This is a genomic window from Flavihumibacter sp. CACIAM 22H1 (assembly GCF_001601815.1).
GTDB lineage: Bacteria > Bacteroidota > Bacteroidia > Chitinophagales > Chitinophagaceae > Flavihumibacter.
In genome coordinates, this window is the sequence record NZ_LUKG01000075.1 from 1 (window position 1) to 23,422 (window position 23,422).

The following is a 23,422-nucleotide window of genomic DNA, read 5'->3' on the forward strand; positions in this document are numbered from 1 at the left end:
GCCTTTAAAAAGGTGGTAGGAATGGTAAAGCCACTGCCCCTGCCGGCATAAAAATTCGCCTTTAGGAACCCGCCTGATCTCAATTTGTTCCGCAAAAAAATCTTTCTCTTCCTGGGAATTATAGGGGGATTGCAGCAAGGATTGCCGGACGGCTTCCAACTCTTCATCCGGCTGATCGATAGCGGCGTTTTTAAATGAATTGTTTTCCGGTTGCATAAGGCATAACTGATCCGGTAAAATTAATTAAAGCGAAGAATTACATTCCCTTTTTTTTGCCCGGTTTGAACATAGCTGAACGCTTCACTTATATCATCGAACAGGTAGTATCGGTCTATCAATGGCGTAAAGGCGCCTTCTATTATCCGTTCATGGATAAATTCAAGGCTTCTGTTGATGGAAAGGGGAAGCGGAAACTTTACTTTTTTGCCGGGCATAAAAGGAGCGGCCAGGGCTAATAAGGGGTTTTGCCAATAAGGCCCCAGCTCGGAAGAGATATAAACGCCCACAGGTTTCAGCAGGCGTTTACATTTTCCGAAACTACTTTTCCCCACCGCATCAAAAACGGCATCAAACTGCTCATCAAACTGCGTAAAATCCTGCCGGGTATAATCAATGACATAATCAACGCCCATTTTATAGAGGTAATCGATATAAGGCTCTTCACAGGTGGCTACTACCCGTATATCCTTGTGTTTAAGAAATTGAATAGCAGCATTGCCGATAGCCCCGGTACCCCCGTTTACCAACACGGAATCTCCTGCGTTAAGCGATAGTTTATCCAGGAAATAATAGGCATAATGGGCGCCTTCCAAACTGGCAGCCGCCTGTTCAAAAGTAATATGGTCGGGTTTTTTGAGCATGGCTTTGCTAACTGGTACAGCCACGTATTCGGCATGGGTACTTAGGCCTTCATCAAAAAAACCATACACCATGTCGCCTATCTGGTACTCTTTTACATCTGCACCACGTGCTACCACGATGCCCGAAAAATCTGTTCCTGTAATGGGACTGGAGGGTTTCAACAACCCGGAAAAAAGCCGGATGGCATACGGTTTACCAGTTAGTACACCACAGTCGGATTGGCTTACGGTACTGGCTTTCACTTTTACCAGCACTTCATTTGTCCGAATAGAAGGAATCGGAAGTTCACGTACTTCCAGTTTATCCGGCGAACAATAAGAATAACGTACAGCAGCTCTCATTTGTATAATTCATCAAGTTAAAAATAAATTCGGTACAGCAGGTTAGGAAAGGCAGCCGATTGCCGCATATACCCAACAGATCCTACAGCAGAGGGATCGTAAAATTCGGTTAAGCGGGCCCTGTTATTGGTTATATTATCAATATTCAGAAAGATCTCATGCGTAGTACTGCGCATATCGATTTTATAACTGAAAGAAATGGTCAGGTGGTAAATATCATCGAGCCCGTTTTTATAGGCCTTCGAAAAATCGAGGTAGCGATTGTTGCGCGGATCTACTGCCAGGTTCCCGGCACCATCCCGCAGCAAAGGAATTATTTTTTTACCGCCTCCTACAAAAATCCGGCTATTGATGGCGAAGGTCTTGTTCTGTTTGCTGCCGAGTTTGGGAAATTCTTTTCCGAATAAAGCATTTACAAGATAATTTCCATTGAAACGGGTATTCCGTTTTATGCCATCGAGGGCTTTATAGGTTGAATTGTAAACAGAGGCATTAACCAGGTAATAAAAATTGCGCGAGAAAAATCGTTCCAGGGTAAATTCTATTCCATAGTTCTGCCCGGTTCCTTTATTCACCAGTTCAATAAACTGAAAATCGAGGCCTTCATTTATTGTACTGAAACTATTGGTATCGGAATTGGCAACGGGTAGGTTATAAAGCCCCTGGTAATAAGCTTCCAGTTTCAGGAGCAGGTTCTTAGAAAGTTTCTTTTCATAGCCCAGCACAAAATGATGCGCTTTCAATAAACCAAGTTTCCTGTTCGGTTCCGTAATATTACCCGCTGCATCTTCTACCCTCGTAAAATAATGATGAATGCTTTCCATGGCACTGTGGTTTCCATATCCCAGGCTCCAGACAACGTTTCGATCCGGTTTCCAGTTGATTGCAAACCGGGGTTCGATGGTGGATTGTTTGTTCAACAATACATTCATATTATGAATACCCGCTACCGTGCTGAATGCTTCATTGATGCGAAATTTCCAGTTAATAAAATTCCTGATTGTCAGCAGGTCTTCCGAAAAATCCACCAGCGTAAATCGCTTGTTGGTACTGTCTTTAAACATAGACTGCCTGAAATCAAACTGGTGCAGCCCCAATTTAGAACCGGCCTGAATTTTATGCTTTGCATTGAACTTGTGAAAAACCGTTAACTCTGCCCGGTAGGTTGATTTTTTTACCCGACCGTCGAAATTCAGTTGATCTTTCCTGATAGAGTCTTTTACATAAGAACCATTCTCGTCATATACCTTGTATAAAAAACTCTCGAACACTTCATCGTCAATGCCTTCACTGGAATACGCTAATGAACTGGTGATATGTGTTTTTTGACTGAGTGTAATGGTATGATTTAAACCGAGGTTTAGCTGGTGCGATTTCTTAAGAAAATCTTCTCCGGTTTTATTAGGCGCATAGCGGTTACCCGGGGTTTGCCATAAAGCAGGGTTTACATCGTTGAACCGGAACTGGCTGATGCCTCCCAAACCAAACAAGGAGAAATTTCCCCATTTTTTTGTAGGTAGTACTATTTTAAAAGCAGCGTCCTGAAAATTTAATACCCCGTTGATATCATTGAAAAGCCCCAGCTTATCCAGCAATGATATAGTTGAATAGCGGTAATTAATCAGGAAGGAGCCCTTGTATCCTTTTTTGAAAGGGCCTTCCAGGGTTAGATCAGTACCTGTTACTCCCAGCCCTGCAATAGATTCGAATTTTTCGTTATTGCCCTGCCTTAGTTTTACATCATATACGCCCGAAAGCGCATCGCCAAACTCGGCCGGAAAAGCAGCGGTATAAAAATCTGAACTCGCCAGCAGGTTATTATTGAGTGTACTGATGGAACCGCCTACTGAACTCTGGTCAGAAAAATGATTGGGGTTGGCAATCTGGATACCTTCCAACCGCCATTGCAGGTATTTGGGAGAGTTTCCCCGAACGATGATGTCGTTGCTACCATCCTGCGTATTGGTAACACCGGCAAAATTGGAAAGGATGCGGGAGGGATCGTTAAAACCACCGGCAAAACGGTTGGTTTGCTCCGGTGATACAGCCCGGCTGCTTACCAGCGCCAGCTCATTACCAGCCTGGCCCTTGTTTTTATCTACCGTCAGCACAAATTCTTTTAAAGTATGGGCTGCTTCCTGCATACTGAGCGATACTACCAGTTCCTTACCGGCTGTAAGTACCAGGTTGGGAAGTATCAGTTTATCGTACCCGATAAAACTGGCGGTTAGCGTGTACCGGCCAATACGCATTTGCTCAAACCGGAAATTTCCTTCCGCATCTGTAATAGCCTGAAAACTGGTATTGCCCAGTTCAATGCTAACGCTTACGCCGGCCAGTGGTAGTTTATTGTCGGTATCCAGTATGGTGCCTCTGAGCGTTTGCTGGCTGATCTGCGCACTACAAAACTGGCTATACCAAAAAATGCTGCAAAGTAGAAGAACAAATTTTTTCATGAAACTGGTTTAAGAATATTTTTTACAAAACAATTTCTTAAACCGGAGAATCATCTTGACTTAAGGTAAGATCGGAACAAGATAAAGGCTTAGCTATCCATGTTTGGAGGCAAAGTCAATAAATTGTTGCAAAAACTTATCTAGTCGGCTTGCATAGGACAGATCCGACAGCGTTCCGTCTGTGTCGAATAAGGATTGCACTTTGGGTGTTATCAGGTAACCCGGAAAAACCAGTCCCCCTACTTTCAGGCAAAACTGTTGCAGGGCGCTAACTGCATGAATGCCGCCCAGTGCGCCGCTGGAAACGGCGACAATGCCCATAGGCTTATTCTTGTATTCTTCATAAAAATAATCAAGCGCGTTTTTTAATGCACCCGGGTAACTGGCATTGTGTTCGGGAGAAACGAAAAGGATGGCGGCTGCCTGGTCGAGCTGATTTTTCCAGTAGTGCATAGTATCCGTGGGTTCGGGGTGATTCCGGTAAATAGACTCCAGCAAAGGAAGCCGATCTTCCCTTACATCGAGTAAAAATGGCTGCACCGTTTCTATAGACCTGAGGCGGCTGATTACTTCAACTGCTATTTTATGCGATTGCCTGTTTGGCCGGGCGCTTCCGGAAATGATAACTAGTTTCATGTAGATCGTTTAGCTTGCTTATTCAAAACTAATGCCTGCAGGTCATAAAGCACTGACGCAATTGCCCCCACATAAAGACTGGATTTCAACCCCTTGACGAAAAAAAATCGATTTAAGTTTGTTCCTAACTCCAAAATTTTATCCATGAATACATCTTCTGCTACACCATCCAGCAATATTACCTTACAAAAGGCCACCAGAAAAGAATGGCTGGGTTTATTGATAATAGCCCTGCCATGTATGCTTTATTCGATGGATCTGACAGTATTGAACCTGGCTGTTCCGCAATTAAGTGCTGATCTTAATCCCAGCAGTGAACAATTATTATGGATCATGGATATCTATGGATTTCTGGTAGCAGGTTTTCTTATTACCATGGGCAACCTGGGCGATCGGATCGGGAGAAGGAAACTGCTGTTGATCGGCGCGGCCTTTTTTGGACTGGCATCTATATTGGCTGCCTTTGCAAATTCGGCAGAAACACTGATTGCTGCCAGAGCGGTATTAGGAATAGCTGGCGCAACCATTGCCCCTTCTACCCTTTCGCTCATTAGTAATATGTTTCAGGTACCGGAGGAACGAACCAAAGCTATTGGACTCTGGGCCCTCAGTTATGCGGCAGGTGCTGCCATCGGTCCATTGGCAGGAGGAATACTGTTGGAATATTTCTGGTGGGGTTCCGTTTTTTTAATTGCACTACCCGTTATGGTGTTGTTATTGGTTACTGGTCCGGTTTTATTACCGGAATTTAAAGATCCCCATGCCAGGAAGCTTGATTTATTAAGTGCTTTGCTTTCCTTGGTGGCTGTTTTATTAATTATCTACGGGCTTAAGGAAATTGCTACATATGGAATCAGCCTGTTTCGGGCAATGGCTATATTGGGCGGTTTACTGGTTGGCTATATTTTCCTGCGTCGCCAGGCAATTCTTTCCGATCCGCTGATAGATATTGCGTTGTTTAAAATTCCCAGCTTCAGCGCTTCGCTTACCTTGTACGGATTTGGTTGTTTTGTAATGTTCGGTTCATTTTTCTTTACCTATCAATACATGCAACTTGTATTGGGTTTAACGCCGCTTTTAGCCGGGCTTTGGGCACTTCCCTCCTTTGCTGGTTTTATGCTGGGTGCCACACAGGGGCCTGCCCTGCTTAAATATTTGCCTACCCACAAGCTTATTGCCTGCAGCCTTGTGATGGCTATTATCGGGTTTGTTATAATTTCTCAGTTAACCGAGAAGAGCTCAGTTATTTGGACAGTTATTGCGATGTTTTTTACATCTATAGGATTTGCTCCGGTGGTTACCATGGCAACAGACCTTGTGATAGGTTCGGCACCGCCAGAACGCGCAGGTGCCGCCAGTGCAATTTCAGAAACCAGTGCAGAGTTTGGTGGTGCAACCGGAATGGCGGTACTAGGAAGTTTGGGAACAGCCGTATACCGAAGTTCTATGCTGCAACAAAATTTTGAACAGGTTCCGGCAACGGCTGTTTCAAAAGCCCGGCAAACATTGGGCGCCGCTGTAAATGAAGCGGCTGTTTTAGGAGAAGCAGAAGGTAGTATACTCTTGAATGGTGCACAACAATCGTTTTTAGCAGGCATGCAGGTGAGTGCCTGGGTAAGTGTATTTTTACTGGTGGTATTAATTGCGCTGGCGCTGACAAAACTGGCCCGCGTATAAAATAATTTTAGTCGATTACTTGGCAGTATCAAAAAAAGAATTGCATCTTTGCACAGCAAAACAAAAACTACATGCAACTACCGCAGGAACATATTGTAACAAAGAATCGCTTTAGTCGGATAGACTATAGTGCAGGTTGCGGGGCATGTATTTATTTGCAATAACAAAGCAGTTAAATTCTCTGAAATAGAAGCCCCGCCTGTGTTGCGGGGCTTTTTAATGCAATAAACCAAAAGAAAAAAATTGAAACTAAGAGCCAAATATAAACGGGTTATAAACAGGCAGCAGCTAAGATTTCTACCTGGCATTATTGTGCCAGTACAGGAATGGATTAGTAATGAATCAACAACTGCCGGGAAAAATTTGCAGGATTAGAACAGTAATCTTAAAGCCTGTATGAACCCGGTCGAAGTTTAGCTGACCGGGTTTTTTTATGCAGTTTGTTGAGTAGTGTAAGGGATAAACACACCAGTTTTTGGCATTGGGAATGTTGGTTCGAATCCAGCCTCAACAACGACGACTTGTAGAATTATTTTTAAACCATAAACAATGGAACAGCAATGGAGAAAATTGGATGGACAACGGATCAGGCAACCGATTGAAGAAGAGATCGGAGCAATGATTGTACGTGAAAAAACGGCCGGATATGAATTGAAGCTTTGTATTGGAACCGACAGCCAGGTAAAAGGCGCATATACAGCGTTTGCCACTGTTATTGTAGTGATCCGAAAAGGGAAAGGAGGCTTTATGTATATACTGCCAGAGCGTACCCACTGGAAAATGAGTATCAAACAGCGAATGCTGATGGAGGTATCCAAAAGTATTGATACAGCTTATCGAATTTGCCGGGTTTGTACACAGTACAATATTGATATGGAACTGCATGCCGATATCAATACCAACCCGGGTTTTAAAAGCAATGATGCGCTGAAAGAAGCTATGGGCTATATACGAGGTATGGGATTTGAATTCCGTGCCAAACCCCATGCTTTTGCCAGTAGCAGCTGTGCCAATAAAGTTGTGCAATAAAGCAGAAGGCTATCGAAGGGTAGAGGGAATCGCCTGTTAAAAACAAACCGGGTGAGGGCTTTTAACTGCCCCGCAGTGCAGCGGTTGTAACCTGCTGTATGCTGTTGTCGCAATAGCGTTATTCCCTTTTCACTATGTGTCAAAGGTTCAACTCCTTTCCTGGTTAACCAGGTAGCTCAGTGGTAGAGCAGTAGTCTTATGCGCAGGTTCGAATCCTGCTCACGATCCATTCGTGGTAGTTCAGTGGAAAGAACACAACAATTCAATAAAACCAGGTAAACAGTTGCTGGTTGTAAAAACAACTATCAGGTACCAGCCTGCAATACTGTTTATTTAGTTCAGGAGTAGCACCGTTCAGGTTGTATGAAGCATCCGACCTGCCGGGTGATAGTAACAGAGGAAGGGTGCACACAAAGAAATAAAGCGCAGTATTCCGCTATGCCCGATAGCTGTTGCCTGGTTTTAATTAATTAACTCAAAAACCAAAACAATGAAATATGTAAAAGTAAATGCTTACCAGATTGGCCTGGTATTCCGGAAAGGTGCTCTGAAGCAAGTAATAAAACAAGGCAACTATTGGTTCTGGAAAGGAGAAGAGGTAGGCGTCTATGATACCACGCGGGAGTTTATAGCACCTGTTGAACTGAATATTCTTTTAGCGCATGCAGAGCTCAGGAGCCTGCTGGAGCTGGTTGAAGTAAAAGACAATGAACTGGTGTTGCAATTTGTAAATGGCATGCTGACCACTGTATTAAAAGCTGGAAGGTATACGTTCTGGAAAGGCCCTATGGTATACCAGTTCATAAAAGTGGATGCCGGTAAACCTGCCATTGCTCCTGCCATTGACCGGGTATTATTGACACATCCTGTCTTAGCCCCCTATTTGCGTAGCTACACGGTTGAAAACTATGAAAAAGCAGTGCTTTTCATGGATGGAAAGTTTGAAGCGGTGCTGGATAGCGGTGTTTATTACTGGTGGAAGAACGGGGTTGTAATACAGTTAGGCAAGGTCGATATACGGCAATTGCAACTGGAGATCAACGGCCAGGAAATTCTGACAAAAGATAAAGCCGCTCTGCGCCTGAATGCCTGGGCACAGTACAGGGTGGTAGCTATTGAAAAAGCCCTGTTAGACAACAAGGAATATGAACGACAGTTATACATCACCATGCAACTGGTATTGCGGGAATATGTGGCCGGCTTAAGCTTTGATGAATTGCTGGAAAAAAGAGAGACTATTGCGCCTTTTATGCAGGAACGGATCAGCGAAAAGGCAGCAGAACTGGGGGTGGAGTTAGCGGGTTTCGGTATCCGTGATATCATATTACCTGGCGAAATGAAAGAAATCATGAACCAGGTATTGGTAGCGGAAAAACGGGCACAGGCTAATACCATTATGCGTAGAGAGGAAACGGCCAGCACCAGGAGCTTGTTGAACACAGCTAAACTGATGGAAGAAAATGCGATGTTATGGAAATTGAAGGAAATGGAATACGTGGAAAAGATCGCAGAAAAAATCAGCCATATCAGTGTAAATGGCAATGGTAAACTGGTAGAACAATTGAAAGAATGGTTCACGCCCAAATAATAATACCGGAGCAGGTGCCGGTTTTATATGCGGAGATCAGCAGGTCTGATCTCCGCATTTTAACTCAGGCTGATAGTTGAACAGTTTTTACATTGGAACAATTGAAGGAAAAAAGTTTGTTTTCATTGTTGAATTGATCAGGTTGAAGGTTTTGCCGATCCGACCCGCTTTATCTGGATAAATGATTTTACAACCTTCTAGATCATAGGCTTCTAAGTCGGTTTCAAATGTTTTTATAAGGGAAGCATATTCAACGAGAACGGATTCTTTTACTTTTTTAAACCACGAATAATATTCCTCACCCAATACAAAAAAATCTACAGGGGGAATTATCGTAGGTATGTGCTGAAACCAGCTCGCCATTGTACTGATTTCGTTGTTCTCTTTATTCCGGACGAAGAAAATTTTCGGAAAAAGTATTCCTTCCCTAATTTTTCCTGCAGTTTGAACCTATTAAAATTGTATTTCCAAAGCTTGTTAGATACCGATGCGGGTATAAAACAGGCATCTATACCTTTAAAATGGTCTATACTTGCCCATTTATTGCCCTTTTGCCAGGAATCAAATAAACAGGCACCTTTTTCTCTAACCGGCAGTTCAATATTGCGCTGTGGGTTAAAAACAAATAAATCAAGCGCTTGCAGAAGTTCTTCAACGAATTTAAATGCTTCAATGCCAAAAAAATCTGGGCGCATAAAGTTCAAACTAAACGAGATATTAAGGTTTTCAAAATTCTCAAAGGGTTCTGTTGGGGTATCCTTGTTGATATCAAGACCAGTTGATTCGAAATAAAAATAAACGCCGGTATCCAGATTTTCATACACCCATTGCCCTGTGTTTGTATGTTCTCCGGGAATATTTATGTTCAGATAGGTGGTTACAGAATCTTTGGTTGTAGACGAGTCTTTCTGTTTGTAAAAATAAAGATCGAAACTCATTAAATTTTTTAAGAAGCTATCGTAATATAATAAGATTTATTAATTTTGCATTTCCGATAATACTATCGGCTGCTGACATCTATGCAAGGGGCAGATGTTCCTACCGGGCCCCAAGAACTATTTTTTTTATTAAATTAAAGACAATGAAATCTATTGGATTTTATTGTGATGCTAACCGCATTGAAAAAAATGCATTGGAGCAGTTGCGTCAGTATGCTGAAAGGCCTTATCTGGACCGCATCAATGCCTATCCTGATATTCATTTTTGCCAGGAGAAAGCCTTACCGGTTGGTGTCGCATTTGAAACTACGGGTTATTGTTACCCACTGATTACCGGGAAAGACATCGGTTGCGGGGTAATGTATCTTAGTGTTAATAAGGAGCACTGGATAAAACCTTTTAATAAGGAACAACATTACAGAGCGTTGGAACTTACACATCATAAAATGACTGATGAAGGTCTTGGTGGAGGTAATCATTTTTTATCTATTGAAGAGGATAAGGATCGGGTATATGTGCTTTGCCATACTGGTACAAGAAACCGGGGTATAGCATTGTATCAGGATTTTGTAGAGCTTATTAGGAAGTATTCGAATGAGCAAGCCAGAGCATTGGACTATGTGCCCGTTTCCTATTTGTCAGAGGAATTGAGGAACTATTACCAGTCTGTTCTCGAATATGGGTATGAACGCAGGAAGGCTTTTTGCATGAAGACCCTGATTTTTTTGCAGAAGGCCGGATACGTACGTTGTCGTAAAGAAGATATAAATCCAGCCTATTTGCAGGAGAACTTCCGGCAACTGCAAAATTCCGGATCGATGAATGGAACACCCTATCAACTAGAAGATTCCATTCATAACCATCTGCGATTTGAGGGGGAACGCGTTCTGCATAGAAAAGGAAGCACGGAAATAAGACCTGGTAGAACCGTGGTAATTCCTCTTTCCATGTCAAGAGGAAGTTTATTGGTAAAGGCGGACGATACGCCGGCATTGGCTGCTGCATTGTATTCCTGTTCTCACGGGGCAGGAAGAAAATTATCCCGATTCAGTGCAATGAAATACTGGAGTAGTACGCTTAAGGAAAAGCAACGTAAAGCCTATCGGTTGCAGTTTCCTGAACTATTGAATCGTAGTGGTGATTTTCCTGCGGGCTATATCCAGGAGTTTGATTTTGCGTATAAGAGCTCAGAAGACTTACTTGTTAAGCAACTATATCTTAAGCTTGTGACAAAAACCTCTCCCATTGTTACAGTAAAGTACTCTGAGATCTAGTTCTTGCTAGTATATAAGGGCACTCAATTTTCTGTGATTATTTACTATGATTGATTAATACCCCCCATTTGGGGGGTATTTAATAGACCGTCAAAAATTAGTATCCAGCAAGCCTAAGATTCAGTAAACTTGTTCTGCAAAGCACTTGCTGGTAAAAAACAAGACCATGATCAAACATTGTATGATTGCCTGGGTAGCCTGCCTCCTTGCAGGCAGGGCTATTGCGCAGGAAGCTTTTGACCGGTATTTTGTAGCCGAGAAAAAATACCTGCAGCTACCCGTTAAAAACGGGGCCCCCAAACGAACTATCGAGATCTGGAAAGACGGCGTGAAGCTTCGTTTTTTCGAAATGGAACTGGCCGAACAGGAAGCCGACTGGTATGCCTACCTCGATATCAGCCAGTGGAAAGGAAAGAAAATAGAACTTCGGGTAGATCAACTTTCGAAAAACGCCCGTAGTTTTCGTCCTATCCTGCAACGCGATGAAGATGCCAACGAACCGAAACCCTACACCGAAACCCTACGCGGACAATTGCATTTTTCACCCAAGCGCGGATGGACAAACGATCCCAACGGGTTGGTGTATTACCAGGGACAATATCACCTGTTTTTTCAGCACAATCCATATGGGCGAGGTTGGGGCAATATGACCTGGGGACATGCTGTAAGCAAGGATTTGCTGCACTGGACAGAATTGGGCGATGTTCTTCATCCGGATGGTTACGGACCCATGTTCAGCGGTTCTGCTGTAGTGGATTCTGCCAATAGCAGTGGACTTGGCGAAAATGGTAATGCTCCCCTGGTGATGTTTTTTACCGGCGCCACCTGCTGGTGTCAGGGATTGGCCTGGACCAACGATGGATTAAACTTCCACAAACTCAACTATGCCCCCGTTCCCCGGGTAAACAAGGATAACCGCGATCCTAAAGTATTCTGGTATGCCCCTGGCAAACACTGGGTAATGCTGTTCTGGGTGCCCCTGGATGATGGCACCCATACACAACGGTTTTTCAGCTCCACCAACCTGAAAGACTGGACCCCAACCGGCCAGGTAAAAGGCGGTAAGGGGGACGACCGCTATCTCTTTGAATGTCCGGATTTTTTTGAACTGCCCGTAGATGGAAATGCCGCCAACAAGAAATGGGTCTTATCCGCGGCCAACACACAATACGCCATCGGTAGTTTTGATGGATCGGTCTTTAAACCCGAACAGGAGCGTTTGCAGGGAATGTGGGGACGAGATTATTATGCAGCGCAGACCATAAATAATGAACCAAGCGGCAGAAGAATCGAAATCGGCTGGTGGCGAACCCATACAGATAAAGACAATATGGGCTTTAACCAAAGCATGAGTTTACCGATGGAGCTGAAACTGGTCAGTACCCCGGAAGGCATCCGGATGGTTCGGCTACCGGTTAAAGAGTTGGAAAGCCTGCGTGCCGAACAAGTGCTGAATGGGGCAAAAAGGGTAGGAGAGAAAACAGCCAACCCATTGGCGGGTATTTCCGCCGATCTGTTGGAACTACAGGCCGTGGTAGAACCCGGTAAGGTAAATGAAGTACGGTTTAATTTAAACGGGCTGGAATTTGTGTACAACGTGCAGGCGCAGGAAATGAGTGCAGACGGCGTAACAGCAAAGCTGCCCCTGGTTAAAGGAAGGCTGCAACTCAGCTTTTATATAGATCGTACCGGCGTGGAATTATTTGCCAACCAGGGTTTCGTCTACATGCCCATTAACAAGAACCTGAACGGCCGGAACTGCTCCATAAACGTTGTGGGTGGAACAGCGAAATTCCACCAGCTTAATTTATACCGCTTGTCGTCGGTTTGGCAGTAATGCTCAAAAACAAAGAGAGTACACGGGGCCGTCGGAAGGTGGCCCCGTGTACTTTAACCTACGCTCAATCAACATAAGGTACCGGCACCACCGCTTTGATCCGGATATCTGCCAGGATTTCGAATTCAGTCTCCTCTTCGTAGGTCTGAAGAAAGGCCAGTGTTTCCTGCAGGGTTTTTTTCAGCACCGGAATTCGTTCCATTGCATGTGCATCTGGTTTTCCAAATCGCTCTTCATGGCTAAAATTCCTCAGTTGATGGAAATGGATTTTATCACTAAACAGCGTAGCCAAAATTTCTTTCGCATCCGCATTTGTAAAGCAGCCGTCTACTAAATTGAAGTCTTTTTCGCGGGTTTCCATTTTTTAGTATTTATATGGTGTAAAAATTAAGTCTTGGGAAAGCTGGTAAAATTGCTGGTCGGTAGGGTCATAACAGAGCAGGTGCACCCAGGCATTGCAGAATAAACGTTGCAGTATTTCCTGCGCCTGTATGATGCGTTCGATGTTGGTTTTGGGGGCATGCACCAGTACCGTTAATCGTTGCAGGGAATGGTAGGGGCTGGAGTCAGACCGGTATACCGATTGAAGGGGCAATCCATGCATAAGATCACTGGCATTTCCCTGCATGCTGCCGATTTTACCGGTTATGTTCTTGGTAACCTTACTGCCGGCTCCAAAGGCCGTATTATCCAGTGTTGAAAAGAAATACTGTGCATTGATCCATTGTGCCACTACCATCGGCGCGGTAAGAATAGTGGTAAGGGCGGCGCCATCCCGGTCTTTCTCCCATTCATAGGAGTGCAGGAAGGATCGTCCTGCCAGGTTAATGTCTTTGGTAAGCCATCTTGGGGCTACAATAAAGGCGGCATTACCTGCCAGTCCCCATTCAGGCCGAACCTCGGCCCAATCCTTTGCGCGAAGTTCGGTAAGGGCGGCTGCATTTTGCAGGGTTGCGGGCAGCCCCATTTCGCGGCTTCTCCAAAGGCTGTTCAGCTTTCTGGCTTTTTCCAGGTCTTGCTGCAGGGTTTGCAGTGGAGCGGCCAGTGCAGGGGGCACCGAATCGGGGAAGAGCAGTACTTCGTCGGTGGTGGTAATATGCTCCCCAGCCAGGAAAAGCGTATCGGCGGGGATGAACAGATCCTGCTGTTCTAACTCTTTGCGTACGTTTTCTGAATTCAGTATTGCCGCCAGGATGCGGGCATTGGGAGCGCCGTGTCGGCCACCGCAGGCCCCGCAATCAAGCGCCGTGGCATAAGCATTATTTTCCGTAGCACTGCCATGTCCGCAGAATATTACAAGCGGCGCAAAATCTTGGGTTAATCCCATCATTTTCAGGGCGCCGGCACCGAATGCTACCTGCTGCGGCAGCGGTATGCTATCCAGTACAGGTTGTAGTGGGTAAGCTGGTGCAATGGCCTGCTGTATGCCGGTTTGGAGGGTGCTGGCAGTTTTGGGGAATAAGGTGCGTATACCCATCCATGCGCCGCTGGCCCATCCCATAATTTCAACCAGGCTGAACGGGGTGGTGAAATTGTATTTGAGCGACTGGTAGAGTTTTTTAAAACCCTGCAGGTTTTTATAGGCTTTGCGGCTTGCTTCTACCGAAGCGCCGGGCAGCTCCTGCACCGTAGAAGCGGGTTTGAGTAATACCGGGCAAGAAGCATAGGACTGATCTGTTACCGGGTTCTGAATTGTAACCGGCAAACCAAAGAAACCGGCAAAGCCATAGGTTTCGTAGTGGCCCTGTGTTTCCAGCGCGCGCCGGAAGGGCTCAGAGCGTACATCTATACAAAACACCAGCTGTGCCGCGGGCTGGCTTTTTGAAACGGGGGCCTGAACAGCCTGTACCTGCTTTACCAGTTGCTGCTGGTAATTACGTTCGTTCTGGATGATAGAAGGCAGGATAGCGGGTTCGCTTTGCTGAGCGGATTTATTCCGGTGCCAGCGCAGCAGGTCGGCAGCGCCGGGCCAGAGCAGGCAGGTCAGAACCAGTCGGAATGCAAGGTACTGTGCCTTGGTTACAGGATGCGGATCCTGCTCATCGGCGGCATCGGCCCAACTGGTGCGGTATTGAACATGGGCCGCCCACCCGGGCAGGGTAGTTAAAACCAGGGTAAGAAAAGTCTCCTGGTCGGCTTCCGAAATTCCCAGGTAAAAAAGGCTTTCCGCAATAACTGCCCGGGGCGTATGCGACAGGTTTTCCAGGAACCTGATTTTATCGGGGTCATTTTTATGCAGCCGTTGGTCGAAGCGGAATAACTGCAGGGTGCTTTTCAACAGTCCCCTGGTTCGTAAGGGCATGGAAATACTTGCTTGTCCCTGGTCAAAAAAAGCCTGTAACCATTTGATGCTTTCCCGGTTCACCAGCTGCATGCCGGCGGGCATATCCTGTTGTTGAAAATAGGCAGTTCCCTGCACCAGTGCTTCGTGGAAAGGCAGGTGTTCAAAGCCGGCCAGCGGGTTTACGGCAATCAGGTTTTTAAGGGGCCAGAAGGGTGCAATCCTCGACCAGCTGCCGGAAATGGCCAGATCAATAGATTGCCTGTTATACTGCGGTGCAGTGGTTTCTTTGGGTGTTATAAGAGGTGCTTCGGTTATGGTTGTCATGGTTCTTGTATTTAGAATTTATAGGAATTGCGATGGGTAGTAACGGTACCGGGATGTGGTTGACCGGCATTGAGCATTTGTACGTATAGTTTGAGCAGCCAGTTTGGATAGCCCAGGGAAGAATCGGGGCGTACAAAGAGCAGGAGCAGCCAGGAAGCGATCAATACCAGAGCCGCTACCCCGTGCAGGGCGTTGAGGGGCTGCGGTTGGGAAATGCCCAGGGGCGCCAGGAGGCTTTCCATGAAATGTACACTGGCTCCGTAACAAGCGCCCAGTACTATTGCAGCAAAAAAGGCCAGGGGCAGCTGGTAGCGGCCCTTATCCTGTAAAATGGGCAGGGTAAACTGGGTGCCGGCCACCAGTGCCGGAAGTACCAGGAACCAGCGGGTATCGGCCACCTGAACCTGTACACCGCTGATCCAGGCGAATAGAACCGCGGCAACTATGCCAAAGCAGGTAGCCAGTAAAAACCGCGACAGCGCGGGTGGATAGCTGAGCGGCAGGCGTTTTTCCCTGGCAGCCGATCCGGAAGCCAGGAACAGGTAGGCTTTGAACAGGCCATGCCAGCAGAGGTGGGCAATAGCTGCAGGAAACAGACCCAGACCGCATTGCGCCAGCATAAAACCCATTTGCCCCATGGTAGAGCAGGCCAGCATTCGTTTAATATCGGTTTGCATCAGCTTCCAAAGGGTACCCAGCAGGGCGGTTAAGATTCCCGCAGCGAAGAGCAGGTTAAGAATAAAAGCCTGCTGAAAGAAGAGGGGGGCAAAACGGGCCAGGAGAAAACCTCCGCCGTTTACCAAGCCCGCATGCATAATTGCCGAAACCGGGGTAGGTGAATTCAGCGAGCTGGTAAGCCAGCGATGAAAAGGCCAGAGGGCGGATTGCGTCATGGCAGTCAGTACCAGCAGCAGGCAGGCCAGGCTGGTCCATTTGCTGGTAACCGGGTTTTGAAGAATGGCCTGGATAGAGCTGGTTCCGCTAAGCTGGTAGAGCAGGAAAAAAGCAAGCGAGAGGAAAGCTAAACCAAGGACAAAATTTTTACCTGCCAGCAGAGAGGATTGGCGGGCGGCTTCCCATTCCTGTTTGTGCAGCATAAGGCGGGTAAGCAGGAAATTGCTTAGGGCCCAGGCTGCTGCCAGCAGTAGCAGGTGATCTGCACTTACCAGCAGGAAAAGGCTGAGCACGAGGCCCAGCAGGCGGGCATAAAAACTTGCCTGCCGGCGATCACCGCGGAGGTACCGGAGCGAAAAGGAACCGATGGACAGGGCCACCAGTACAACCAGTGAAAACAGGACCAGGGAAAGTGTGTCAACGTGAAAAAATGTTGAAATCCGGGAGAGGAATGGTATCATGTTGAAGGATTTTAGTTGCGTCGGAGGCAAAAATATCCTAGGTTTGATTATAAGAAAAACGCTTAATTCTAATACATAAAATAAGAAATTCTAATAATGAGTTTTGATGCCTTAACCCTGGAGTGTTTTATTGCGGTGGCGGAAACCGGCAGTTTTACGCGGGCAGCGGATAAAGTGGCCCGTACACAGTCGGCAGTGAGCCAGCAGATTACCAAGCTCGAAACACAGTTGGGCAAGCCCTTGTTTGTACGATCAAGACAGTTAACATTGACGGCGGAAGGAGAAGTATTGATGGGTTATGCAAAGAAGATTGTACAATTAAACCGGGATGCGATGGATCGGTTTAAGCACCCTGAATTGCAGGGGGAATTACGGTTCGGGTTACCGGAAGATTTTGCCAGTGTTTTTTTATCGGATGTATTATCGGAGTATGCATCACTACATCCGCGCATACTGCTTAAAGTAGAATGTGATCTTACCCTGAACCTGTTTGCCCGGTTTAAGAAAAAGCAGTTTGACCTGGTATTGGTAAAAATGAATAAACCGGAAGATTTCCCAAATGGGATTGATGTTTGGTCGGAAGTTTTGGAATGGGTGGGAAACAAGCGCCTGGTTAGTTTGGACGAGGACAGCCCGGTTCCGCTTGTTGTATCACCACAGCCCTGCGTTTACCGGGCCAGGGCCATACAATCACTGGAACAATTAAACCGGAAATGGAGGATTGTTTTTTCCAGCCATAGTTATGCAGGAACGGTGGCAGCGGTAAAAGCCGGGATGGGGATAACCGTATTACCCCGCAATATGGTACCGGACGACCTGCAGATTATCCGCACCAAGAACCGGTTGCCGAAATTGGCCGACACGCATATATCGCTGCTTAAGCACCACGATAAAAACCTGGCAGTTAATTCGCTGGAAAAATTTGTGGTAGAGCGATTAAAGCATGAGTAAGCGGCTGTACCGTTGTTCCAACGTTCACATTTCGTTGATTCACCGTTCTACTATTTTTTCAAAACGGTTAAAAAACGGTAGAAGAAACCTAGAGAAATGGTTGTAACCTTAGATAGCACCCTTTAAAAAATTCATCCAATGCCTTATCTGGCTTTTCGGGTAAACCGGATAACGTAGTCATAAAGCAATACAGCGACAAAACCGTGATGGCTGCTCTGCCCGTCAAAACGAAAAAAGGCCTATGGCGCGGAAGCCGCCTTATATGCAAAAAAGGTGGTGAGCAACCCTGGGATGGAAACTGGCTGTTGCCATCGTCTATCGGTTAATAATAATGTTATAGAGTTGCTCATCTTTATCAATGCAGGCAACTGCCTGAATAATTGCGGCAGTATTTTTTATGGTGAACGGATGTTTCGAAACATAGTTACGCATCCGGCAGCCAAAAAGTGAAATGGTCAATTTCTCATTGCCCCGCACCTGCATGAAATCAAACGATACGCCGGTGTTGGTCAAGGCCGGGTTGTCTCCGCTAAAAGCTTCTACGTTGGTAATAGCTGTATGTCCCTGGCCTTCGATGATAAGGGGATGAATATTTTCTACTTCGGTACCTGCATTGGCAATAATGGACCCCTGTGCTATTTGCCAGTTTCTGTTTTTGGTATTGTTTCCGGCCTTATGTAAGCCAACCGTAACACAATCCAGGTTAAAATTGGTTAGTTGCCCATAACTCTCATCACCCAGGTAAATGCCGCCCCAGGTTGCAAAGGTGAATAGATCAATCAGCTGTGCATTATCGGTATTATTGATGGTATAGGCAAAGGTTTTACGGGCAATTACGGCATCCACCACGGCTTTTGAAAAACCGACTTGCATTTGGCGCATAATACTCGGGTTAACATGGCAATGCAGGAATCTTGGAATATCATAGCAATAGTTTATGCGGATAAATTCTCCGCTTAAGGGATAACCATAACATTGTTCAATCAGGATTAATTCGCAGGGAAACGCTTCGGAGGCGTTGAAATCCATGGCAATATATTCGCCGTAAAAAACAAGGTTGGATAAAGTAACCCCTTCTGTACGGCTGGTTTTGCTCACCTGTATGGTGGGCGGATACCTGATTATTTTGGAAGGGTCTTTCAATTCCTGGTGGGCATACCAAAACTGAATGCCTTTAATCTGTGTAGCTGATTCAACAATAAACAAGGGGTGTTCGTTGTCTTCGATTTTAAAAACACTGCCTACGGGTGCTTTTTTGGTGGGGTGAGCGGTTGCTCTTGGAACGGGTCCGTGAACGCCTATTAGGGAAACATTCTTTTTGAGAATTAGGCCGCTGGCCAGTGCATAGGGTTCATCGGAGGGTTCCACCCAAAGTGCGGCCCCGTATTTACTGGCCCAGTCGATTGCTTTTTGCAGATTGCGAGAGTTGGTTTTGCCGTCGTTTTTGGGAAATACATTGAAGTCTTTGATATTTTTCCCGGGGCTTGCGAATATAGGCGCCATTAAGTAAAACAAGAATACCAATACGGCAAGCAATTTCCTTTTCATCGTTGACCAGTTTTAATGGATTTAAGCAACCTGCAATATCGTAGATTAAAAAAAGTCAAAAACGGAAATTAGCGTTCAAAATGCGCCAGTTGGGGGTGGAGTCTTTACGAGCAAATAAATAGGTTGAACTAACTTATATGGACAAGTGATTTTTTGAAAATCAAACGCCTACCAAATTTTATCTACCAGCAGTCAATCGTTATGGGCACTTGAACGGGTTCAGATAGAAAGGGTACCGTCGTATTGTTATAAAGAAAATCAGTATTTACTTCATTTTTTATGGACCGGTTAAAGGGCGATAAGGAGTAGGTGTATTTTATTTTGACTAAGATATTTTGGGCAAATGAGGGCCTTTTTTGTGAACCCCGCTAGTAAATAATAATAATTTACTATGTTTCATCTATTTGCTAAGGCCTTAGCAAAATATTCCAACTGTTTTTCCACTCTCTTATTTCAAAATAGTCAAACATGCTCTTTGTTTGAATATGACTCTTACCGTGTAGTAGGAAAAAAACGCTCGTTTTATTAAATATTCTTTTGCTGTCCTTAATCAGTTTTGGTCAACCTGGAAACAAGCACCCATTTTCCGACCACATTCTTATCTGAATTAAATAAGTTTCGATGAGCAGTTTAAGTATTTTCAGGGTAATCTTGCACCGGTGGCTACAGGAAGTGATACAACTCCTGTAACTGTTCTAAAGAACGGATATATCTATATCTTTATCAGTAATGAGAGTAATCTTCCCTTATTCTTTCATAATCTGTTAGTAATACACATACACCAGGTCCATTATTAGAAGAAAGAAATTATTATCCTTATGGGCTTACCATGGCAGGAGTATCGTAAAGAGCCATCGGTAAGTTGGATAACAAGTATCAATATAATGGAAAGAATAAGCAAGGAAGAGAGTTTAGTGATGGTGATGGGTTAGAGTGGTATGACTATGGGACCAGGATGTATGATTCTCAAATCGGCAAGTGGCATTGGACTGAAAATTATTCAGAAGTTTATTATGGATTAACTCCATTTAATTATGGTGGCAATAACCCAATTAACCCAATAGATATTGATAGAAACCTTTTCATATTTGCGAATGGTTTTTTGATTGACCACTGGCAATCAAGCAAGTATAATGCAGATCGGGCAATGGGAAAGAATGGAAGAATTGAATATAACCCGAATTACAAACCATATTTACCAGACAGGGCTTTTATTCTGATGGACCGTAGAGTGCAGAGGGAAAGTTATGGTGGAGCTAGAGGCGGTCATAGTTTAGATACTTGGATTAATGATTTAATTAATATTGGATAAGTTTGGGAATTAATGTTAACCTAATAGAGTAATAATGAAATACCGATTTATAATTTGGTGTTGCATTTTTTTTATATGTTTTGCAATTAAAGGGTGCGAACCTATAAAGACAAAGCTATCTGATGGTGAATTGAAATGGATAAATATTTACAGAGCAGGAGATTCGTTAATTTTTAAGTCACAAAATGGAGAGTTTGATACTTCGTTTATTGTAAAAAGCCTAGTGTATTATCCAGAATATATTCCCATCGAAGTTCATAATAAATACCTACCCCAGGAAGGAGTTGTATTATATAAAAATAAAAATTTGAAATACCATTCTGATAGTAGTCAATTAGTTCATATTGCCAAAGAATATCCTAATAAAGAAACTCGTCTTTTTATCCAATATTTATCTTCTCAAGTCATTATTTTAGATCTTACTAATGGTACCGTAGAGAAGATGAAGAAGGGAAAGATATACGAATTTGATACGTTTGACCCAAAATCAAAGGCAACTGACCCAAAAAAAATCTTTTGGCATGAGGATTACGGTGTGATAAAATATATTACTCATGAAGATGTGATTTGGGAGAGGGTTAATCTTTCTAATTTGGATTAGCCATAGATTCCATTGCCATCTGCAAAAGGATGTATAGTTTCAAAATACAAATGCGCGATAGCAGAACGCACCGGAGCTTTTTAATTTCCAGTTTCCCGCCCGGGGCTGTATCGTTAAACCATTCAATAAATTGTTTCATTTCTTCCGGAACTTTTGATGAAGGAGGCGCTTCATAATGCAGGTTCTCCTTTCCCAAGACACCTGAAACAACCTGCATAGGTTCTTCCTGGGAGCGCCATTGACCAACTGCGACTTTTTTGTTTTGACCCAGCAACATCCTGTGCCAGGCAAACAGTTTTTCTTCCGTCAAAACTTCCCTGAATGTTTTGCGAACATCAGTCATTAACTCTCCTAAACCCGCTGCAGATTTATCCTTGATGTTTTCAGAATGGTAAAGCAGCCCGAGGTTTTTATGGCTTCTGCAAATATGATATCAACGATTGCGTCCTGCTTTGTTTCCTCAGTCAGACCTTCTAAAATGCCCGATATCCTCCCTACCTTCTCAGCAAAAATCAGCAGCTCGCCCTCAACTTCCTCAAGCGAAAATCTGAACTGCAGCCAGTCTTTTTGTTGCCAGTTGTATTTTGTCATGAGCCGATTAGAGCATTTATTCGGCTCATTCCCCTGTATAACTGTAATATGGATCAACAGAGTTTATTAACAACATTGATAGATGGTGTTTATGGCTAAAAGACAGATCTCCGATGGAATTAAGAAACCTTCCAATGGTCTATGAACGGGTTCAAAAAAGTTAAAGATTATAGATTAAGAAGCCCCAAACTTGCTACAATTAAAAAAGCTGCTACCCCAAATTTATTTGATGAAATCAGACATACGAATAAAGATTATCTAGTAATTCCAGAGGGATATTCAGAAAGAAGACACTATTTACCTATCGGATATATTGCATCAAATATAATTAGCAGCAATAAAAACTATATGTTACCCAATGCTGAATTATATCATTTTGGAGTACATAATTCAGCCATGCATAACCTTTGGACAAAATCAGTAACAGGAAGATTGAAGAGTGATATTCAGTATTCAAATGGAATCGTATACAACAATTTTCCTTGGCCTGATAATCCTACAGGGAAACAGAAGGCAGCTATTGAGCAAGTAGCCCAAGCAGTACTTGACGCTAGAGGCCATTCCCGACCAGTAGTTTAGCCGATCTATATGACCCTAATACGATGCCACCAGAGCTTACCGAAGTCCAACAGCACCTTGATAAAGCGGTAGATCAGGCATACAGGAGCCAGCCATTTGCGAGTGAGGCTAAAAGAATTGAATTCTTTTTTGAATTGTATGATAAATATACAGCGGGGATATTTGTAAGGGATAAGACCATCAAGTCTAAAAATAAGACCATCGATCAGAAAAGTATTTTGTTGTAATATCGGTTTTTTATTTTTTAAGTATGTCGAATAAGCGACGATTTATATAAAGCTTTTCTTTTCCGACAGTAATGCTATTCAATAGTCCAATTTCTTCAAGCTTTGCTAAGTACGTGCCAGCAGTTTTCTTTTTAACCAACCCCTCATCTTCCAAGAATTTCCGTTTTGAATACGGCTGCCTAAAAATAATCTCAAGAAGCTCTTTACTATATATGTCACCCGCCTTTTCCTTTAAAAACTTTTCGGTTTCTGACATTAGTATGATAATACTGTCAATTTTTTGTTGGGTATACAACGCGGTAGTTTCTATTCCATCTAACATGTACATAATCCAATCGGTCCACTTGTTCTCTTCCGTAACTTTTCGTAGGCCCTCATAGTAGGCCCTTTTATTCTCAATTATATATTTACTTAGGTACAATATTGGAATTTCCAAGAGGCCATTATTAACCAAGTACAAAATATTTAGTATACACGAATAGGACTGTTTTAATTGCTTTTATAAACGCACATGGAAAAATGGAAATTAATTGGCATAATTTTGTAGGCGCTGAAAATGAAAACATGCAAGATTTGGCTCCAGATGAAAATGACAGTGGACCAATGCCAGGGAAGCCAAAATTTCCGTGGGATTGGAAAAAGTTACCTAATGATTTAAAGCCAAAAGATACTAGAAAATTTGACGGCGTGCACCCTGGCTCAATTAGGCCGCCTTTGATTAGAAAAAAGAATTTTTGGGAATTTATATAGTTAATACTTATGAATTATTTAGCACATATTATTTGTATTTTGATTTTAATTACTGTTATTGGATGTAACTCATCAAGTAAACCTCAATCTGGTGCAGTAGTTAAAGAAATTCCAGAAAACAGGAAAAATGATTACATGCGCACTGTAAAGTTCGATATTGAAAAGTTGTTAAATCTTGATGATTTGGAAAAGGGATTTGATTCAATTGAAATAAGATTATGGTTCTCTAATTCCACAAATGAAGAAAAATTAATAATTATTCA

General features: G+C 43.9%; 25 protein-coding genes, 2 tRNA genes and 1 pseudogene. 15 read left to right on the top strand and 13 right to left on the bottom strand.

What is annotated here, in order from left to right; genetic code table 11:
• The 4 genes from A1D16_RS17110 to A1D16_RS17125 form a co-directional block, all read right to left on the bottom strand.
• Nucleotides 1–216, bottom strand: a 216-nt coding sequence (locus tag A1D16_RS17110) for a hypothetical protein (protein WP_290711737.1), incomplete at its 3' end; no start/stop codon positions are given.
• 23 nt (nt 217–239) lie between these two features.
• A complete protein-coding gene (locus A1D16_RS17115; RefSeq protein ID WP_290711739.1) occupies nt 240–1,202 on the bottom strand; it encodes an NAD(P)-dependent alcohol dehydrogenase in 963 nt (320 codons plus the stop codon).
• A gap of 17 nt (nt 1,203–1,219) precedes the next feature.
• Nucleotides 1,220–3,658 (bottom strand): TonB-dependent receptor, encoded by a 2,439-nt coding sequence (locus A1D16_RS17120; protein ID WP_290711741.1) that lies wholly within the window; start codon nt 3,656–3,658, stop codon nt 1,220–1,222.
• Nucleotides 3,659–3,751: 93 nt separating this feature from the next.
• Nucleotides 3,752–4,294, bottom strand: coding sequence for an NADPH-dependent FMN reductase (locus A1D16_RS17125; RefSeq protein WP_290711743.1), 543 nt, complete (start codon nt 4,292–4,294; stop codon nt 3,752–3,754).
• A gap of 144 nt (nt 4,295–4,438) precedes the next feature.
• Here A1D16_RS17125 and A1D16_RS17130 point away from each other — a divergent pair, with 144 nt between their 5' ends.
• The 5 genes from A1D16_RS17130 (at nt 4,439) to A1D16_RS17150 (ending at nt 8,588) form a co-directional block, all read left to right on the top strand.
• On the top strand, nt 4,439–5,971 hold the full coding sequence (locus tag A1D16_RS17130) for an MFS transporter (RefSeq protein WP_290711745.1): 1,533 nt from the start codon (nt 4,439–4,441) through the stop codon (nt 5,969–5,971).
• A gap of 441 nt (nt 5,972–6,412) precedes the next feature.
• Nucleotides 6,413–6,485 (top strand) — tRNA-Gln (locus A1D16_RS17135).
• Between the two features lie 35 nt (nt 6,486–6,520).
• The gene (locus A1D16_RS17140) at nt 6,521–7,000 is read left to right on the top strand and encodes a ribonuclease H-like YkuK family protein (RefSeq protein ID WP_290711747.1); all 480 of its coding nucleotides are present in this window, start codon (nt 6,521–6,523) and stop codon (nt 6,998–7,000) included.
• A 170-nt stretch (nt 7,001–7,170) separates the two neighbouring features.
• A tRNA-OTHER gene (locus A1D16_RS17145) sits at nt 7,171–7,229 on the top strand.
• 261 nt (nt 7,230–7,490) lie between these two features.
• Nucleotides 7,491–8,588, top strand: coding sequence for a slipin family protein (locus A1D16_RS17150; RefSeq protein ID WP_290711749.1), 1,098 nt, complete (start codon nt 7,491–7,493; stop codon nt 8,586–8,588).
• Nucleotides 8,589–8,917: 329 nt separating this feature from the next.
• Here the strand turns inward: A1D16_RS17150 and A1D16_RS17155 are convergent, their stop codons facing one another.
• Nucleotides 8,918–9,526, bottom strand: a complete 609-nt coding sequence (locus A1D16_RS17155; RefSeq protein ID WP_290711751.1) for a hypothetical protein — start codon at nt 9,524–9,526, stop codon at nt 8,918–8,920.
• Nucleotides 9,527–9,669: 143 nt separating this feature from the next.
• Here A1D16_RS17155 and A1D16_RS17160 point away from each other — a divergent pair, with 143 nt between their 5' ends.
• Together A1D16_RS17160 and A1D16_RS17165 are read left to right on the top strand one after the other, a co-directional pair.
• Entirely contained in the window at nt 9,670–10,800 is a 1,131-nt protein-coding gene (locus tag A1D16_RS17160; RefSeq protein WP_290711753.1) for an RtcB family protein, read from the top strand.
• A 166-nt stretch (nt 10,801–10,966) separates the two neighbouring features.
• Nucleotides 10,967–12,637, top strand: a complete 1,671-nt coding sequence (locus A1D16_RS17165) for a glycoside hydrolase family 32 protein (RefSeq protein ID WP_290711755.1) — start codon at nt 10,967–10,969, stop codon at nt 12,635–12,637.
• A gap of 64 nt (nt 12,638–12,701) precedes the next feature.
• On the opposite strand, the gene A1D16_RS17170 is transcribed toward A1D16_RS17165, so the two are convergent.
• Genes A1D16_RS17170 through A1D16_RS17180 form a run of 3 tightly spaced genes read right to left on the bottom strand, consistent with a single transcriptional unit; the run spans nt 12,702 to nt 16,600 of the window.
• A complete protein-coding gene (locus tag A1D16_RS17170; RefSeq protein ID WP_290711757.1) occupies nt 12,702–12,998 on the bottom strand; it encodes a hypothetical protein in 297 nt (98 codons plus the stop codon).
• Nucleotides 12,999–13,001: 3 nt separating this feature from the next.
• Nucleotides 13,002–15,245, bottom strand: a complete 2,244-nt coding sequence (locus tag A1D16_RS17175; protein WP_290711759.1) for a DUF2309 domain-containing protein — start codon at nt 15,243–15,245, stop codon at nt 13,002–13,004.
• Nucleotides 15,246–15,256: 11 nt separating this feature from the next.
• Nucleotides 15,257–16,600 carry a proton-conducting transporter membrane subunit gene (locus A1D16_RS17180; RefSeq protein ID WP_290711761.1) on the bottom strand — a complete coding sequence of 448 codons (1,344 nt, stop codon included), beginning with the start codon at nt 16,598–16,600 and terminating at the stop codon, nt 15,257–15,259.
• A 96-nt stretch (nt 16,601–16,696) separates the two neighbouring features.
• On the opposite strand from A1D16_RS17180, the gene A1D16_RS17185 reads away from it, so the two are divergent.
• The gene (locus A1D16_RS17185; RefSeq protein ID WP_290711763.1) at nt 16,697–17,551 is read left to right on the top strand and encodes a LysR family transcriptional regulator; all 855 of its coding nucleotides are present in this window, start codon (nt 16,697–16,699) and stop codon (nt 17,549–17,551) included.
• Nucleotides 17,552–17,866: 315 nt separating this feature from the next.
• On the opposite strand, the gene A1D16_RS17190 is transcribed toward A1D16_RS17185, so the two are convergent.
• Nucleotides 17,867–19,099 (bottom strand): hypothetical protein, encoded by a 1,233-nt coding sequence (locus A1D16_RS17190; RefSeq protein WP_290711765.1) that lies wholly within the window; start codon nt 19,097–19,099, stop codon nt 17,867–17,869.
• Between the two features lie 862 nt (nt 19,100–19,961).
• Here A1D16_RS17190 and A1D16_RS17195 point away from each other — a divergent pair.
• Both A1D16_RS17195 and A1D16_RS17200 read left to right on the top strand, forming a co-directional pair.
• On the top strand, nt 19,962–20,411 hold the full coding sequence (locus tag A1D16_RS17195; protein WP_290711767.1) for a hypothetical protein: 450 nt from the start codon (nt 19,962–19,964) through the stop codon (nt 20,409–20,411).
• 34 nt (nt 20,412–20,445) lie between these two features.
• Nucleotides 20,446–21,012, top strand: a complete 567-nt coding sequence (locus A1D16_RS17200; RefSeq protein WP_290711768.1) for a hypothetical protein — start codon at nt 20,446–20,448, stop codon at nt 21,010–21,012.
• On the opposite strand, the gene A1D16_RS21755 is transcribed toward A1D16_RS17200, so the two are convergent.
• The 3 genes and pseudogenes from A1D16_RS21755 to A1D16_RS17210 all read right to left on the bottom strand — a co-directional run bounded on the left by A1D16_RS21755 (nt 21,009) and on the right by A1D16_RS17210 (nt 21,603).
• Nucleotides 21,009–21,083 (bottom strand): Fic family protein, encoded by a 75-nt coding sequence (locus A1D16_RS21755; protein WP_366206974.1) that lies wholly within the window; start codon nt 21,081–21,083, stop codon nt 21,009–21,011. The two genes, A1D16_RS17200 and A1D16_RS21755, sit on opposite strands and share 4 nt — an antisense overlap.
• A gap of 53 nt (nt 21,084–21,136) precedes the next feature.
• Nucleotides 21,137–21,355 (bottom strand): annotated as a pseudogene (locus A1D16_RS21760) (hypothetical protein); the annotation flags it as partial.
• 8 nt (nt 21,356–21,363) lie between these two features.
• The gene (locus A1D16_RS17210; RefSeq protein ID WP_290711772.1) at nt 21,364–21,603 is read right to left on the bottom strand and encodes a DUF4172 domain-containing protein; all 240 of its coding nucleotides are present in this window, start codon (nt 21,601–21,603) and stop codon (nt 21,364–21,366) included.
• A gap of 74 nt (nt 21,604–21,677) precedes the next feature.
• On the opposite strand from A1D16_RS17210, the gene A1D16_RS21765 reads away from it, so the two are divergent.
• Genes A1D16_RS21765 through A1D16_RS21770 form a run of 3 tightly spaced genes read left to right on the top strand, consistent with a single transcriptional unit; the run spans nt 21,678 to nt 22,409 of the window.
• Entirely contained in the window at nt 21,678–21,767 is a 90-nt protein-coding gene (locus A1D16_RS21765) for a hypothetical protein (RefSeq protein WP_366206976.1), read from the top strand.
• Nucleotides 21,745–22,182 carry a type IIL restriction-modification enzyme MmeI gene (locus A1D16_RS17215; protein ID WP_290711774.1) on the top strand — a complete coding sequence of 146 codons (438 nt, stop codon included), beginning with the start codon at nt 21,745–21,747 and terminating at the stop codon, nt 22,180–22,182. The genes A1D16_RS21765 and A1D16_RS17215 overlap by 23 nt, the downstream gene beginning before the upstream one ends.
• A gap of 23 nt (nt 22,183–22,205) precedes the next feature.
• On the top strand, nt 22,206–22,409 hold the full coding sequence (locus A1D16_RS21770) for a type IIL restriction-modification enzyme MmeI (protein ID WP_366206972.1): 204 nt from the start codon (nt 22,206–22,208) through the stop codon (nt 22,407–22,409).
• A 10-nt stretch (nt 22,410–22,419) separates the two neighbouring features.
• On the opposite strand, the gene A1D16_RS17220 is transcribed toward A1D16_RS21770, so the two are convergent.
• Complete coding sequence (locus A1D16_RS17220) at nt 22,420–22,731, bottom strand: hypothetical protein (protein WP_290711776.1); 312 nt, start codon at nt 22,729–22,731, stop codon at nt 22,420–22,422.
• A gap of 197 nt (nt 22,732–22,928) precedes the next feature.
• Between A1D16_RS17220 and A1D16_RS17225 the strand changes: the two genes are divergently transcribed.
• Together A1D16_RS17225 and A1D16_RS17230 are read left to right on the top strand one after the other, a co-directional pair.
• Complete coding sequence (locus A1D16_RS17225) at nt 22,929–23,159, top strand: hypothetical protein (RefSeq protein ID WP_290711778.1); 231 nt, start codon at nt 22,929–22,931, stop codon at nt 23,157–23,159.
• Between the two features lie 9 nt (nt 23,160–23,168).
• A partial coding sequence (locus A1D16_RS17230; protein ID WP_290711780.1) for a hypothetical protein occupies nt 23,169–23,422 on the top strand: 254 nt, incomplete at its 3' end.

Coding starts and splice junctions, on each gene's coding strand:
- A1D16_RS17130 (WP_290711745.1), top strand. CDS start 4,439: ATGAATACATCTTCTGCTACACCATCCAGCAATATTACCTTACAAAAG.
- A1D16_RS17150 (WP_290711749.1), top strand. CDS start 7,491: ATGAAATATGTAAAAGTAAATGCTTACCAGATTGGCCTGGTATTCCGG.
- A1D16_RS17180 (WP_290711761.1), bottom strand. CDS start 16,600: ATGATACCATTCCTCTCCCGGATTTCAACATTTTTTCACGTTGACACA.
- A1D16_RS17215 (WP_290711774.1), top strand. CDS start 21,745: ATGAACGGGTTCAAAAAAGTTAAAGATTATAGATTAAGAAGCCCCAAA.
- A1D16_RS17140 (WP_290711747.1), top strand. CDS start 6,521: ATGGAACAGCAATGGAGAAAATTGGATGGACAACGGATCAGGCAACCG.
- A1D16_RS17200 (WP_290711768.1), top strand. CDS start 20,446: ATGAAATACCGATTTATAATTTGGTGTTGCATTTTTTTTATATGTTTT.
- A1D16_RS17190 (WP_290711765.1), bottom strand. CDS start 19,099: ATGAAAAGGAAATTGCTTGCCGTATTGGTATTCTTGTTTTACTTAATG.
- A1D16_RS17120 (WP_290711741.1), bottom strand. CDS start 3,658: ATGAAAAAATTTGTTCTTCTACTTTGCAGCATTTTTTGGTATAGCCAG.
- A1D16_RS17175 (WP_290711759.1), bottom strand. CDS start 15,245: ATGACAACCATAACCGAAGCACCTCTTATAACACCCAAAGAAACCACT.
- A1D16_RS17125 (WP_290711743.1), bottom strand. CDS start 4,294: ATGAAACTAGTTATCATTTCCGGAAGCGCCCGGCCAAACAGGCAATCG.
- A1D16_RS17115 (WP_290711739.1), bottom strand. CDS start 1,202: ATGAGAGCTGCTGTACGTTATTCTTATTGTTCGCCGGATAAACTGGAA.
- A1D16_RS17170 (WP_290711757.1), bottom strand. CDS start 12,998: ATGGAAACCCGCGAAAAAGACTTCAATTTAGTAGACGGCTGCTTTACA.
- A1D16_RS17165 (WP_290711755.1), top strand. CDS start 10,967: ATGATCAAACATTGTATGATTGCCTGGGTAGCCTGCCTCCTTGCAGGC.
- A1D16_RS17225 (WP_290711778.1), top strand. CDS start 22,929: ATGGAAATTAATTGGCATAATTTTGTAGGCGCTGAAAATGAAAACATG.
- A1D16_RS17210 (WP_290711772.1), bottom strand. CDS start 21,603: ATGACAAAATACAACTGGCAACAAAAAGACTGGCTGCAGTTCAGATTT.
- A1D16_RS17155 (WP_290711751.1), bottom strand. CDS start 9,526: ATGAGTTTCGATCTTTATTTTTACAAACAGAAAGACTCGTCTACAACC.
- A1D16_RS17160 (WP_290711753.1), top strand. CDS start 9,670: ATGAAATCTATTGGATTTTATTGTGATGCTAACCGCATTGAAAAAAAT.
- A1D16_RS21770 (WP_366206972.1), top strand. CDS start 22,206: ATGCCACCAGAGCTTACCGAAGTCCAACAGCACCTTGATAAAGCGGTA.
- A1D16_RS17185 (WP_290711763.1), top strand. CDS start 16,697: ATGAGTTTTGATGCCTTAACCCTGGAGTGTTTTATTGCGGTGGCGGAA.
- A1D16_RS17220 (WP_290711776.1), bottom strand. CDS start 22,731: ATGTTAGATGGAATAGAAACTACCGCGTTGTATACCCAACAAAAAATT.